At 70.5% G+C, this 14,084-nt stretch carries 13 protein-coding genes; all 13 read left to right on the top strand.

Annotated features, from left to right (window positions below; all coding sequences use genetic code 11):
• The first annotated feature begins 19 nt into the window (after positions 1-19).
• The 13 genes from ABH935_RS11695 (at position 20) to ABH935_RS11755 (ending at position 13,913) form a co-directional block, all read left to right on the top strand.
• A complete protein-coding gene (locus ABH935_RS11695) occupies positions 20-541 on the top strand; it encodes a CGNR zinc finger domain-containing protein (RefSeq protein ID WP_370377854.1) in 522 nt (173 codons plus the stop codon).
• 53 nt (positions 542-594) lie between these two features.
• Positions 595-1,137 carry a hypothetical protein gene (locus ABH935_RS11700; RefSeq protein ID WP_370354623.1) on the top strand — a complete coding sequence of 181 codons (543 nt, stop codon included), beginning with the start codon at positions 595-597 and terminating at the stop codon, positions 1,135-1,137.
• Positions 1,138-1,344: 207 nt separating this feature from the next.
• A complete protein-coding gene (gene pdxS, locus ABH935_RS11705) occupies positions 1,345-2,256 on the top strand; it encodes a pyridoxal 5'-phosphate synthase lyase subunit PdxS (RefSeq protein ID WP_370354622.1) in 912 nt (303 codons plus the stop codon).
• 3 nt (positions 2,257-2,259) lie between these two features.
• Complete coding sequence (gene pdxT / locus ABH935_RS11710; protein WP_370377855.1) at positions 2,260-2,868, top strand: pyridoxal 5'-phosphate synthase glutaminase subunit PdxT; 609 nt, start codon at positions 2,260-2,262, stop codon at positions 2,866-2,868.
• Between the two features lie 28 nt (positions 2,869-2,896).
• The gene (locus tag ABH935_RS11715) at positions 2,897-3,652 is read left to right on the top strand and encodes a YebC/PmpR family DNA-binding transcriptional regulator (RefSeq protein ID WP_370377856.1); all 756 of its coding nucleotides are present in this window, start codon (positions 2,897-2,899) and stop codon (positions 3,650-3,652) included.
• A 125-nt stretch (positions 3,653-3,777) separates the two neighbouring features.
• Positions 3,778-4,290 (top strand): crossover junction endodeoxyribonuclease RuvC, encoded by a 513-nt coding sequence (gene ruvC, locus ABH935_RS11720; protein ID WP_370377857.1) that lies wholly within the window; start codon positions 3,778-3,780, stop codon positions 4,288-4,290.
• Between the two features lie 99 nt (positions 4,291-4,389).
• Positions 4,390-5,016 (top strand): Holliday junction branch migration protein RuvA, encoded by a 627-nt coding sequence (gene ruvA, locus ABH935_RS11725; protein WP_370377858.1) that lies wholly within the window; start codon positions 4,390-4,392, stop codon positions 5,014-5,016.
• A gap of 6 nt (positions 5,017-5,022) precedes the next feature.
• Positions 5,023-6,036 (top strand): Holliday junction branch migration DNA helicase RuvB, encoded by a 1,014-nt coding sequence (gene ruvB / locus ABH935_RS11730; protein ID WP_370377859.1) that lies wholly within the window; start codon positions 5,023-5,025, stop codon positions 6,034-6,036.
• Between the two features lie 294 nt (positions 6,037-6,330).
• The gene (gene yajC, locus ABH935_RS11735; RefSeq protein ID WP_370377860.1) at positions 6,331-6,852 is read left to right on the top strand and encodes a preprotein translocase subunit YajC; all 522 of its coding nucleotides are present in this window, start codon (positions 6,331-6,333) and stop codon (positions 6,850-6,852) included.
• 169 nt (positions 6,853-7,021) lie between these two features.
• Positions 7,022-8,962: a protein translocase subunit SecD gene (gene secD, locus ABH935_RS11740; protein WP_370377861.1), complete on the top strand. Its 1,941-nt coding sequence runs from the start codon at positions 7,022-7,024 to the stop codon at positions 8,960-8,962.
• Entirely contained in the window at positions 8,962-10,134 is a 1,173-nt protein-coding gene (gene secF, locus ABH935_RS11745) for a protein translocase subunit SecF (protein ID WP_370377862.1), read from the top strand. Before secD ends, secF begins: the two co-directional genes overlap by 1 nt.
• Positions 10,135-10,205: 71 nt before the next feature.
• A complete protein-coding gene (locus tag ABH935_RS11750) occupies positions 10,206-10,778 on the top strand; it encodes an adenine phosphoribosyltransferase (protein ID WP_370377863.1) in 573 nt (190 codons plus the stop codon).
• Between the two features lie 441 nt (positions 10,779-11,219).
• Positions 11,220-13,913: a bifunctional (p)ppGpp synthetase/guanosine-3',5'-bis(diphosphate) 3'-pyrophosphohydrolase gene (locus tag ABH935_RS11755; RefSeq protein ID WP_370377972.1), complete on the top strand. Its 2,694-nt coding sequence runs from the start codon at positions 11,220-11,222 to the stop codon at positions 13,911-13,913.
• The last annotated feature ends 171 nt before the right edge of the window (positions 13,914-14,084 follow it).

The following is a 14,084-nucleotide window of genomic DNA, read 5'->3' on the forward strand; positions in this document are numbered from 1 at the left end:
CGATGATGTAGGCGGTCAAGTGCAATACGGTGACTACATAGGGAACGTGACCCGGCTGGCCGTCGAGCTGGCCAACACCGGCACCCTGGACCAGGACGGCGAACTGGTCGCGGCCTTCTTCGAAGAACACGAGGTCACACCCCCGCCCGACGGCACCTACGGCGGCCTGCCGAACCTGGTCGCCACGGCGCTGGCCCAACTCGTCGACGGCACCGCCCCCGACGCGGTCCACCAACTCCTGCGCGACTACCCGCCGGAGATGCACCTCTCCGACCACGACGGCCTCGGCGCCTGGCACATCCACTTCAGCCGCAACGGCACCCCCGCCGAACGCTGGCTCGGCCAACTCGTCGCCGCCAAGCTGGCCCTGGTCGCCGCCGGCGACCCGGCCGTCACCCTCGGACGCTGCGCCGCAGCCGGCTGCGGCAACCACTTCGTGGACCAGTCGCGCAACCGCACGCGGCGCTTCTGCAGCAACGCCTGCGCGAGCCGCACGACGGTGGCCGCGTATCGGGCCCGGGCCGGGGCCGCGCAGGATTGAGGGAACGACGCGCACCCACCCCAGACCCCCCGCGCCCACTAGGCTGACCCACCGTGTCCGTCCTCGTCTACGCCGCAGCGGTGGTCCTGCTCATCGGCGTCTACCTCAGCTGGACCGCCAACCGGCTGGACCGCCTGCACACCCGCCGCGACGCCGCGTGGGCCGCGCTCGACGCGCAGCTCGTCCGGCGCGCTTCGGTGTCGCTGGACCTCGCGGCCTCGCGGCTGCTGGATCCGGCCGCTTCGATCCTGCTCGACGATGCCGCGCACACCGCGCGGGATGCCGCCGCCGACTCGCGCGACCTCGCTGAGACCAACCTGACGCGGGTGTTGCGCGACGTCTTCGAAGACCCCAAGGAGAGCCTCGCGCTCAAGGAGCGGCCCGGCGGGGGCGCGCTGCTGGTCGAGCTCGACTCCTCCTGCCGGCGCGTGCAGTTGGCGCGGCACTTCTACAACGACGCCGTGCGCGTCACGTGGGTGCTGCGGCGGCAGCGGCTTGTGCGGTGGTTCCGGCTGGCCGGGCACGCGCCGTTCCCGGACACCTTCGAGATGGACGACGAGGAGCCCGTCGGTCTACGAGGGATGGCCTCCACCTAGCGGTAAGGTGTAAGGGATGCGTTGCGTGTAAGGGGCGTCACCTACGTGCGATGATGACGTGCCCCATCCGGCGCAAGCCGCCTCACCGTCCACTCGCGCATCCTGACCTGGCCACATTGTCAGGTGGATCACACTTGCGCGCCCTCTAGGATGGTGCTGGGGGAAACAGTCCGCTCATCCGATAATCCTTTCCTTGTGAGGTCATCCGTGTCCGTGAACGAGAACACCGCGCAGGCTCCGGAGATCGGTACCGCCCGCGTCAAGCGCGGCATGGCCGAGATGCTCAAGGGCGGCGTGATCATGGACGTCGTCACGCCGGAGCAGGCCCGGATCGCCGAGGACGCCGGCGCGGTCGCGGTCATGGCGCTGGAGCGGGTGCCCGCCGACATCCGCAAGGACGGCGGCGTGGCCCGGATGAGCGACCCGGACATGATCGACGGCATCATCGCCGAGGTCTCGATCCCGGTCATGGCCAAGGCCCGGATCGGCCACTTCGTCGAGGCCCAGGTGCTGCAGGCGCTCGGCGTGGACTACATCGACGAGTCCGAGGTGCTCACCCCGGCCGATGAGACCCACCACATCGACAAGTGGGCGTTCACCGTCCCCTTCGTCTGCGGCGCCACCAACCTCGGCGAGGCCCTGCGCCGGATCGCCGAGGGCGCGGCGATGATCCGCTCCAAGGGCGAGGCCGGCACCGGCAACGTCGTGGAGGCCACCCGGCACATGCGCCAGCTGCGCGCCGACATGAAGCGGCTGACCACGCTCGACGAGTCCGAGCTGTTCCTCGCCGCCAAGAACCACCAGGCGCCGTACGAGCTGGTCAAGGAGGTCGCGCGCACCGGCAAGCTGCCGGTCGTGCTGTTCACTGCCGGCGGCATCGCCACCCCGGCCGACGCCGCGATGATGATGCAGCTCGGCGCCGAGGGCGTGTTCGTCGGATCCGGCATCTTCAAGTCCGGCGACCCGGAGAAGCGCGCCAAGGCGATCGTGGAGGCCACCACGAACTTCGACGACCCGGACGTGATCGCCAAGGTCTCCCGCAACCTCGGCGAGGCGATCGTCGGCATCAACCTCGACACGCTGCCGGCCGAGCAGCGCTACGCCTCGCGCGGCTGGTAACGCATGGCGGCGACCAAGACGATCGGCGTGCTCGCGCTGCAGGGCGACTTCCGCGAGCACGTCGCGTCGCTGAAGGCGATCGGCGCGACCACCGCCCTGGTGCGCCGCCCGGCGGATCTGGACGCGGTCGACGCGCTGGTCGTGCCCGGCGGGGAGTCCACCGCGATGTGGAAGCTCGCCACCACGGCCGAGCTGTTCGTCCCGGCGCGCAAGCGGATCGCCGACGGCATGCCGGCCTTCGGCACCTGCGCCGGGATGATCATGCTGGCCGACCGGATCACCGACGCCGCCGCCGGTCAGGAGACCTTCGGCGGGCTGCCGATCACGGTGCGGCGCAACGCCTTCGGGCGGCAGACCGAGTCCTTCGAGGAGCCCATCGGCTTCGACGGAATCGGAGAACTGACCGGCGTCTTCATCCGCGCGCCGTGGGTGGAGGAGCTCGACGAGGGTGTCGAGGTGCTGGCACGCGTCACCAGTGGCCCGGCTATCGGTAGGATCGTCGCGGTCCGGCAGGGAAACCTGCTGGCGACGTCCTTCCATCCGGAGCTGACCGCGGACCACCGGGTCCACGAGTACTTCGTGGCCATGGTGAACGACCGCGACGCAGCCTGAATGAATTCGTAGTTAGGGAGCAGGGGTAATGTCCGGCCACTCCAAATGGGCGACCACCAAGCACAAGAAGGCGGTCATCGACGCCAAGCGCGGCAAGCTGTTCGCCCGGCTGATCAAGAACATCGAAGTCGCCGCCAAGACCGGCGGCGGAGATGTGACGGGTAACCCCACGCTCTTCGACGCGGTGCAGAAGGCCAAGAAGAACTCGGTCCCGGCCGACAACATCGACCGCGCCGTCAAGCGCGGGTCCGGTGCCGAGGCCGGCGGCGCCGACTGGCAGACCATCATGTACGAGGGCTACGCGCCGAACGGCGTGGCGGTGCTGATCGAGTGCCTGACCGACAACCGCAACCGCGCCGCCTCCGAGGTCCGGGTGGCCATGACCCGCAACGGCGGCTCGATGGCCGACCCGGGCTCGGTGTCGTACATGTTCACCCGCAAGGGTGTCGTGATCGTCCCCAAGGCCGGCGACCTGACCGAGGACGACATCCTGCTGGCGGTGCTGGAGGCCGGCGCCGAGGAGGTCAACGACCTCGGCGAGTCCTTCGAGGTGGTCAGCGAGGCCGGGGACCTGATCCCGGTGCGCACCGCGCTGCAGGGCGCTGGGATCGACTACGAGTCGGCCGAGTCCTCCTTCCTGCCCTCGGTGCAGGTGGAGCTGGACGAGGACGGCGCGCGCAAGGTGTTCCGCCTCATCGAGGCGCTGGAGGACAGCGACGACGTGCAGAACGTCTACGCCAACTTCGACGTCTCCGACGAGGTCATGGAGAAGATCGACGCCTGAGAAGGCGGCAGCCGCAGGGAGCCGGATCCGCGTGCGTGGGCCCGGCTCCCTCATTGTGTCCCCCCGCGCCACTAGGCTTCCCTGAACAAGAGAACTGCTGTTTCAGGAGACGAGGTCGGTCGCGCGTGCGGGTGCTGGGGGTCGATCCGGGACTGACGCGGTGCGGCGTGGGGGTCGTCGAGGGCACGCCCGGGCGGCCGCTGACGCTGGTCGGGGTCGGCGTCATCCGCACCCCGGCGGCCATGGACCTCTCGCGGCGGCTGCTGGCCATCGAGGAAGGGCTGGAGGCGTGGCTCGCCGAGCACCGCCCCGAGGCGGTCGCGGTCGAGCGGGTCTTCAGCCAGCACAACGTGAGCACCGTGATGGGCACCGCGCAGGCCAGCGCGGTCGCGATGCTGGTGGCCGCGCGGCACGGGCTGCCGGTGGCGCTGCACACGCCCAGCGAGGTGAAGGCGGCGATCAGCGGATCCGGACGCGCTGACAAGGACCAGGTGGCGACGATGGTGGCGCGGGTGCTGCGGCTGGCCGAGCCGCCGAAGCCGGCCGACGCCGCCGACGCCGCGGCGCTGGCGATCTGCCACATCTGGCGGGGGACGGCGCAGAACCGGCTGGCCGCGGCGATCGCGAAGCAGCGGTGAGCAATAGTGAGCAGCGGTGAGCAGTGATGAGTAGCGGCGAGCACACTCAGCAGTGAGCACACTTATGAGCTATGAGCACAGCACAGTGAGGAGTGGCGCGTGATCGCCTTCGTGTCCGGCCCGGTGGCCGCGGTGAACCCGGCCAGCGCCGTGGTCGAGGTCGGCGGCGTCGGCATGCTCGTGCACTGCGGCCCCGGCACGCTGGCGGCCCTGAGCGTCGGCGAGAAGGCCAAGCTCTTCACCGCCATGGTGGTCCGCGAGGACTCGCTGACCCTCTACGGCTTCGCCACCGACGACGAGCGCGCCACCTTCGAGCTCTTGCAGACCGCCAGCGGCATCGGCCCGAAGGTGGCCCAGGCGATGCTGTCGGTGCACGCCCCCGACACGCTCCGGACCATCTTCATGACCGGCGACGAGGCGGCCCTGACGCAGGTCCCGGGCATCGGCAAGAAGGGCGCGCAGCGTCTGCTGCTGGAACTCAAGGAGCGCCTGGGCCCGCCGACGGGCGCGGTGCCGGGCCAGGCGCAGAACGGCTGGAGCCGCGCGGGCCTGGGCTCCTGGCGCATCCAGCTGTTGGAGGCGCTGACCGGCCTGGGCTGGTCGGCGCGCGAGGCCGACGACGCGGTCACCGCGGTCAGCCCGCTGGCCGCCGAGCAGGAGGCGGCCGGGCAGACGGTGCAGCTCGGACCGCTGCTGAAGGCGGCCCTGCGGACGATGAAGAAGTAGGTAGTCGTGGAACAGGAAACCGAACGCCTCGTCTCCGGCGCCGCCGTCACCGGCGACGTCGAGGAGCAGGCGGCCGACGCGGCGCTGCGGCCCAAGCGGCTGGCCGAGTTCGTCGGGCAGCCGAAGGTGCGCGACCAGCTGTCGCTGGTGCTGGACGCGGCGCGGATGCGGGAGGCGGCTCCCGACCACATCCTGCTGTCCGGACCGCCCGGGCTGGGCAAGACCACGCTGTCGATGATCATCGCCAACGAGCTCCAGGTGCCGATCCGGATCACCTCCGGGCCGGCCATCCAGCACGCCGGCGACCTGGCGGCGATCCTGTCCTCGCTGGCCGACGGCGAGGTGCTGTTCGTCGACGAGATCCACCGCATGTCCCGGCCGGCCGAGGAGATGCTCTACATGGCGATGGAGGACTTCCGGGTCGACGTCATCGTCGGCAAGGGTCCCGGGGCCACCGCCATCCCGCTGGAGCTGCCGCCGTTCACGCTCGTCGGCGCCACCACGCGCTCCGGGCTGCTGCCGGCGCCGCTGCGCGACCGCTTCGGCTTCACCGCGCACCTGGAGTTCTACGACGCCGCCGACCTGGAGCACGTCGTCAACCGCTCGGCCCGGCTGCTGAACGTGCGCATCGACGCCGACGGCGCCAAGGAGCTCGCAGGGCGCTCGCGCGGGACCCCGCGTATCGCCAACCGCCTGCTGCGGCGGGTCCGGGACTACGCCGAGGTGAAGGCCGACGGCGCGGTCAACCTGGAGATCGCCAAGGCCGCGCTGGACGTCTACGAGGTCGACGAGCGCGGCCTGGACCGGCTGGACCGCGCGGTGCTGCACGCGCTGCTCAAGCTCTTCGGCGGCGGGCCGGTCGGGTTGTCCACGCTCGCCGTGGCGGTGGGGGAGGAGTCCGAGACGGTCGAGGAGGTCGCCGAGCCGTTCCTGGTGCGCGAGGGCCTGCTGGCGCGGACGCCGCGGGGGCGGATCGCGACCGCCGCCGCGTGGGCGCATTTCGGGCTCAGTGCACCCTGATCCGGCGGCTGCCGTCAATACCCGTTTGATATCGGGCATATCACGCGAACCGGCGGCACATCACCGGTCTCATCGTCCCCACCAGGCGACTTGTGACCCTGGGGACTCCCGTGGTTCACAAGTTCCGGATGATTTCGACTACGTTGGGTCACGGGAACCGGCCGTAGGCCCCGGACCGTTGTTCGGGGCGTATCCGCTCGCATAAACTCCCGCGAGTCGGGCGGTGCCCCCCACCGCCCATCAGCGACCTCCCGGCCCGGCGCCGGCGGTCTTCAACAAGGACCAGCGACACCTATGGGATTTCCCGTTTTCCTGATCTGGATCGTCCTGATCGGGGCCATGTTCTACTTCATGATGATCCGTCCGCAGAAGCGAGCGCGGTCGCAGCAGTCCGACATGCTGCAGCACCTGCAGCCCGGCGCGCAGGTGCGGACCACGGCCCAGATCATGGGCACCATCGTCGAGGTCGGTGACGACTGGGCCATCGTGGAGACCACCCCGGGGACGCGCATCAAGTTCGGCAAGCCCGCCATCGTCGGCATCATCCTGGACGACGAGGACGCGACCGAGGACGAGGACGCCGAGGACGCGCCGACCCCCGGAGGCATCGGCGACGCCCCGCACGGCGTGCAGGACGCCGTCCCGGTCCAGGACGCCATCCCGGCGCAGGACGCGAAGCCGGCCGACGCCGACGGCGCCGAGAAGGCCGAGACCGGCGAGTCCGAGACCGCGAAGTCCGAGAAGTCCGACACCGAGCCGGCCGCTTCCGAGGACTCCGCCGAGGAGGTCAAGGACGCCGAGCCGGCGAAGTCGTGACCCCGGTCCCGATTTGGCTCGCCAACGCAAAAGGTTTCCTCACCGAAAACCTGTAAGGTCGCACCGCCGCCACGGACCGTGAACCCCGGTCCGGGTGGCGGGGCGGCGTGGGGTGTGACCGACGCGCCGTCGCCGGACACGACACGACACGAAGAGACGGACGAATCCCTTGGCCGGATCGAAGGCTCCGCGGTCCCGGAACCGCAAGACGAGCCCATGGACCCCCCTGACGGCGCTGGCCGCCGTCATCATGGCGCTGGTCGGCACCATGATCGGCACCGGGCACCGCACGCCCCAGCTCGGCATCGACCTCGCCGGCGGCACCACGATGACCATGACCGCCCAGGGCAAGACCCCGGCTTCCGGAGACATGGACACGGCGCTGCAGATCATGCGGAACCGCGTCAACGGCCAGGGCGTGTCCGAGGCCCAGGTGACCAAGCAGGGCAACAACTCGATCGAGATCGACCTGCCCGGCAAGAACTCCTCGGACCTGCTCAAGGAGCTCGGCCAGACCGCGAAGCTGTACTTCCGTGTGGTGGTCTCCGACCCCACCCAGTACGGGGTCCCGCTGCGGCAGAGCCTGACGCCGAACACCCCGCAGACCTCCACGCCGAGCCCGTCCGGGTCCGGCACGCCGTCCGGGTCCGGCTCCAAGGCGTCCAGCACGCCCTCGTCCAAGAGCAGCAGCAGCGGCGCCACGCCGTCGAAGTCGAGCACGCCCTCGACCCCGTCCTCGCCGACCGGCACCTCGACGTCCACCCAGCACCGGGTCGCCGACTCCGGGCTGAAGGACGCCACCCCCAGCACCACCCCGAGCTCCCCGAGCGGCACCGCGACCGCGACCGCCAGCTCGAAGAGCTCGGCGTCCACGCCCTCGACCCCGCCGTCGAACCCGTCCTCGGGCGCCCCGTCCGCGCCGAGCGCGTCCCCGAGCGCCCCGGCCACCGCGCCGGACGGCACGGTCAAGCAGACCACCCCGGACCAGAACACGCTGTTCCTGTACGAGACCATCGACTGCACCAAGCCGCCGTCGAACCTGGGCAGCATGTTCCCCGCCAACGCGTTCGCGGTCGGCTGTGACTTCACCAGCCACGTGCCGTACCTGCTCCAGCCGGCGGACGTGGACGGCAAGGACCTGACGAGCGCCTCGGCCAACGCGGTCACCGCCGGCGGCCAGAACGCGTTCCTGACCGGCCAGTGGGAAGTGGACCTGTCCTTCAACGGCAAGGGCGCCGCGGACTTCGGCCGCGTCACCACGCTGCTGAACGGCAACGGCGGCGAGTTCGCCGTGGACCTGGACGGCGTCGTCTACAGCGCGGCCACGGTGACGACCCCGATCACCGACGGCAACGCGCGCATCACCGGCACCTTCACCCAGAAGCAGGCCGAGAACCTGGCCAACGTGCTGAAGTACGGCGCGCTGCCGATCACCTTCGACCAGGGCGACGTCTCGCAGATCTCGGCCTCGCTGGCCGGCAACCAGCTCACCGCCGGCCTGGTCGCCGGCGGGATCGGCCTGGTGCTGGTCGTCGCCTACCTGATCGCCTACTACCGCGGTCTGTCGCTGGTCGCCGTGGCCTCCCTGCTGATCTCCGGGATCCTCACCTACTCGCTGGCGAGCCTGCTCGGCCCGGCGATGGGCTTCCGGCTCTCGCTGGCCGGCGTCGCGGGTCTGGTGGTCGCGATCGGCATCACCGCGGACTCGTTCGTCATCTTCTTCGAACGACTCCGCGACGAAGTCCGTGAGGGCAGAACCCTGCGAACGGCCGTGGACCACGGCTGGGTCCGGGCCCGGCGCACCATCATCTCCTCGGACTTCGTGTCCTTCCTGGCCGCCTTCGTGCTGTACGAGGTCTCGGTCGGCACGGTGAAGGGCTTCGCCTTCACCCTGGGTCTGACCACCCTCCTGGACATCGTGGTGGTCTTCACCTTCACCAAGCCGATCGTCACGCTGCTGGCCCGCCGCAGGTTCTTCAACGACGGCCACCCCTGGTCCGGGCTGGACCCCAACCGCCTGGGCGTGAAGAAGTCGCCGGGCATCCGCCAGACGATCGTCGACCGCCGTGCCGCCGCCCGTCGGGGCTCCGCGGAAGGGAATGAAGCCTGATGTCCGCCCACAACAGCTGGGGCAACCGCCTGTACCGCGGCGAGGTCGCCTACGACTTCATCGGCAAGCAGAAGCGCTGGTACACCATCTCCGGCGCCCTGCTGCTCATCTCGGTCGTGTCCCTGGTGGTCTTCGGGCTGAACTTCACCCTGGACTTCCGGGGCGGGTCGCAGTTCGACATCAAGTCGTCCACGGCCAGCACCCAGACCATCACCGACCACGTCGGCGCCATCGTGAAAGACCCGCAGGTCTACACCTCGAACAGCGCCGACGGCCGGCACGTGGTGGTCAAGACCACGCCGCTGAGCAGCGACCAGCTGGCCAAGGTGCGCGAGGCGATCGCGACCGACGCCGGCCAGAAGGACAAGCCCGACGCGGTCACGGTGCAGCTGGTCTCCGGCTCCTGGGGCCACGAGATCACGCAGAAGGCGATCGAGGGTCTGATCGTCTTCGTGGCGCTGGTGATGCTGTACCTGGCGGTCTTCTACGAGTGGAAGATGGCGCTGTCAGGCATCATCGCCCTGATCCACGACCTGGTGATCACCGCCGGCATCTACGCCCTGATCGGCTTCGAGGTCTCCCCGGCCACGGTCATCGGCTTCCTGACGATCCTGGGCTACTCGCTGTACGACACCGTCGTGGTGTTCGACAAGGTCCGGGAGAACACCAAGGGCCTGGGCACGACCAAGACCGACCAGAGCTACACGCAGGCAGCCAACCTGGCCGTCAACCAGACCCTGATCCGCTCGCTGAACACCTCGCTGATCGCGCTGATCCCGGTGGCGGCGCTGCTGTTCGCCGGCACGGTGGTCAGCGGCGGCGCGGGCGTGCTCCAGGACCTGGCGCTGGCCCTGCTGGTCGGTATCGCGGTCGGCACCTACTCCTCGATCTTCATCGCGACGCCGATCCTGGCCGACCTGAAGGAGCGCGAGCCGGAGATGCGCACGCTGAAGCGCAAGGCGTCCGGGACGCAGGCGAAGGCCGCGGCGCGGGCCGAGCGCAGCGCCGTGCCGTCGCAGGACGACCGGCTGGGTGCGGAGTACCCGGGCGACCCCGAGGACTTCGAGGCGGCCGGCGCCGGCGAGCCGGCGCGGGACGTGCCGCGCGGTCCGCGCAACCAGCCGGTGCGTGGGGATCGGGGCCGGAACCGGCCCAGCGGCAAGCGGCGCTGACCCGCGCTCACCTGCCTGCGCCTCCTCGGCGCCGGGCCGGGAGCGGTGATCGCAGAGGGTAAGCTCACCCGGTGAGCTTCCCCGAATCCTCCGGTGGCGGGGACCTGTCTGAACTTTCAGAGGTCCTCGCCACTCGCATTCTCGACGTCCCCGACTTCCCGAACCCGGGGGTCGTGTTCAAGGACATCACCCCGCTCCTCGCCGACCCGGAGGCGTTCGCGGTGGTGGTCGGGGCGATGGCTGAGCTGGTGCGCGCGGCCGGGGCCACCCGCGTCGCGGGGCTGGAGGCGCGCGGCTTCATCCTGGCGGCCCCGGTGGCGCTGGCGGCGGGCGTCGGGTTCGTGCCGGTGCGCAAGGCGGGCAAGCTGCCACGCGAGACGTACCATGAGGACTACCAGCTGGAATACGGAACCGCGGCCATAGAGGTGCACCGCGACGCCTTCCAACCCGGCGAACGCGTGATGGTCGTGGACGACATCCTGGCCACCGGCGGCACCGCGGTCGCGGCGGCGAACCTGGTGCGCGACGCGGGCGCGGAGCCGGTGGGACTGGCGGTGCTGATGGAGCTGGCCTTCCTGCACGGCCGCGAGCGCTTCGCCACGGCCGTCCCGAACGCCGGGATCCACCCGCTTCTGGTGGTCTGATCTGGTGGTCTGACCTGGCAGTTCCGCCGACCGGGAAACAATGCCCGGGCAGCGGTCGTTACACTGGGCGAACCCACTAGGCGAGAGGGGTCGCGCTTGGCGACGAAGGAGCAGGTCGGGACGACGGCCGGGTCCGGCGCGACCGGCGGCGGCGACGCCGCGGCGAACGGGAGCGCGAACGGAACGGCCGCCACAGGGAACGACGCTGCTGCGAAGTCGGGGAAGACCGGCCGGGGTAAGGGCTCCGGCTCCGGTGGCGCGGGCAAGACCGCGGCGCCCGCGGCTGCTGCTGCGGCTCAGAACGGCACCACGGCGGCTGCCGGGGAGCCGCAGGGCTCGGGGCCGGGGAAGCCGCAGGGTCGGGCTCCCAAGGCCGCTACGGCTCCGGGTGGGGCTGCGGCTGCGGCGGCTTCGTCTGGCAAGGCGACTGTTCCCGCGCCGATGGTGCCTGCACCCGCCGCCACTGCTGCTTCTGCGCCGAGCACGCCGCTTTCTTCCGCGCCAGCGCCCGCAGCTCCCTCCGCGCCGACCGTGCCTACGTCGGCCGCCACCGCAGCTTCTGCGCCCGCGACTGCAGCTCCCTCCGGGCCGACGGTGCCTGCACCTGCAGCTGCCTCCTCGTCAACAGCGCCGTCTTCGTCCGCGCCGACAGCTGCTTCTGCGGCGGCCCCCGTGCCGACTCCGCCGGCTGGATCGGCGCCGCGTGCCAAGGCGGCCCCGGCAGCCGCCACCCCGGCCGCGCCCACGCCGGCTTCCGTCGCCCCCGCGCGCCTCAGCTCCGCCGCCCTCCCCGCCGCGCCGCCGGTCCCGGCCGCCGCGGCCGGTGTCAAGTCCGGCACCTCGTCCCGTCCCAGCTCCAGCCGTGTTCGCGCGCGGCTCGCGCGCCTGGGTTCCGCGCGCAGTGGCGGTCCGCCGGTGGTGCTGGAGCCGCTTTTCAAGATCATCCGGGCCAACCATCCGAAGGCCGACCTGAAGCCGGTCGAGCAGGCCTATGCCGTCGCCGAGCGCCACCACCGCGGTCAGCGGCGCAAGAGCGGGGATCCGTACATCACGCACCCGCTGGCCGTCACCACGATCCTGGCCGAGCTCGGCATGGACGTGCCGACGCTGTGCGCCGGGCTGCTGCACGACACCGTCGAGGACACCGACTACACCCTCGACATGCTGCGTGGCGACTTCGGGGACACCGTCGCGCTGCTCGTGGACGGCGTCACCAAGCTGGACAAGGTCAAGCTCGGCGAGGCCACGCAGGCCGAGACCGTGCGCAAGATGGTCGTGGCCATGGCCCGGGACATCCGCGTGCTGGTCATCAAGCTCGCCGACCGGCTGCACAACATGCGCACCATGCGCTACATGAAGCGGGAGAAGCAGGAGAGCAAGTCCCGCGAGACGCTGGAGATCTACGCCCCGCTGGCGCACCGGCTGGGCATGAACACGATCAAGTGGGAGCTGGAGGACCTGGCGTTCGCCATCCTCTACCCGAAGATGTACGACGAGATCGTGCGCCTGGTCTCCGAGCGCGCGCCCAAGCGCGAGGAGTACCTGAGCCAGGTCATCGACGCGGTGCACGGTGACCTGCGCGAGGCCAAGATCCGCGCCACCGTCACCGGCCGGCCGAAGCACTACTACTCGGTCTACCAGAAGATGATCGTGCGCGGCCGCGACTTCGCCGACATCTACGACCTGGTCGGCATCCGGGTCCTGGTGGACTCGGTGCGCGACTGCTACGCGGCGCTCGGCGCCATCCACGCGCGGTGGAACCCGGTCCCCGGCCGGTTCAAGGACTACATCGCGATGCCGAAGTTCAACATGTACCAGTCCTTGCACACCACGGTGATCGGGCCCGGCGGCAAGGCCGTGGAGCTGCAGATCCGCACCTTCGCGATGCACCGCCGCGCGGAGTACGGCGTCGCGGCGCACTGGAAGTACAAGGAGGACGCGGTCGAGGGCGTCCGCAAGCCGACCAACGGTGCCGGGACCGCGAACCCCGGCGGCGACATGGCGTGGCTGCGGCAGCTGCTGGACTGGCAGAAGGAGACCGCGGACCCGAACGAGTTCCTGGACGCGCTGCGCTTCGACCTGTCCACCGCCGAGGTCTACGTCTTCACGCCCAAGGGCATGGTGATGGCGCTGCCGTCCGGCTCGACCCCGGTCGACTTCGCCTACGCGGTGCACACCGAGGTCGGCCACCACACCATCGGCGCCCGCGTCAACGGCCGCCTGGTCCCGCTGGACAGCAAGCTGGACAACGGCGACGTGGTGGAGATCTTCACCTCCAAGGCCCCGAACTCCGGGCCCTCGCGCGACTGGCTGGGCTTCGTGGCGTCCCCGCGCGCCCGCAACAAGATCCGCCAGTGGTACACCAAGGAGCGCCGCGAGGAGGCGGTCGAGCAGGGCAAGGACCAGCTCGCCAAGGCCATGCGCAAGCAGGGGCTGCCGCTCCAGCGCCTGATGACCTCCGAGTCCCTGGCGACCGTGGCGCACGACCTCCGCCACGCCGACATCAGCGCCCTGTACGCCGCGATCGGCGAAGGCCACGTCTCGGCGCAGCACGTGGTCCACCGCCTGCTGCACCTCCTCGGCGGCGAAGAAGGCGCGACCGAGGACCTGGCCGAAGCGACCGTCCCGGGCAACATCGAGAAGCTGTCCCGCCGCGGCCAGGCCAGGCCCGCGGGCGACCCCGGCGTCCTGGTGAAGGGCGCGGACGACATCTGGGTGAAGCTGGCCCGCTGCTGCACCCCGGTCCCCGGCGACGACATCGTCGGCTTCATCACCCGAGCCTCCGGCGTCAGCGTCCACCGCGCGGACTGCACCAACATCGAATCGCTGGCCGCCCAGCCCGAACGGATGGTGGAGGTGTCATGGTCGCCCGGAGGGGCGTCCATGTTTCTCGTCGCGATCCAAGTCGAGGCGCTAGACCGGTCCAGGCTCCTCTCGGACGTCACCCGCGTCCTGTCGGACCAGCACGTCAACATCCTGTCGGCCTCGGTGACCACCAGCCGCGACCGCGTCGCGATCTCGCGCTTCACGTTCGAGATGGCCGACCCCGCGCATTTGGGGGCGGTGCTGAAGGCGGTCAAGGGTGTTGAAGGGGTGTTCGACGTCTATCGCGTGACCAGCGCCAAGCAAGCGTGAGTTTGTTCGCACTCTTTCGGTCGTAGCCGCGCTGACCTGCGCTTGCGTCCGGCCAGGCGAACCCGGCCGGCGCTAAACCTCAACCAGCGAACCTCAAGTCCCGAACCTCAACTGCCGAACGCCACGTCCGCGGACCCGACCCCGCCCGTCAGTCCGCGCGGGTGCCGGCGA

It is taken from the genome of Catenulispora sp. GAS73 (assembly GCF_041262085.1).
GTDB lineage: Bacteria > Actinomycetota > Actinomycetes > Streptomycetales > Catenulisporaceae > Catenulispora.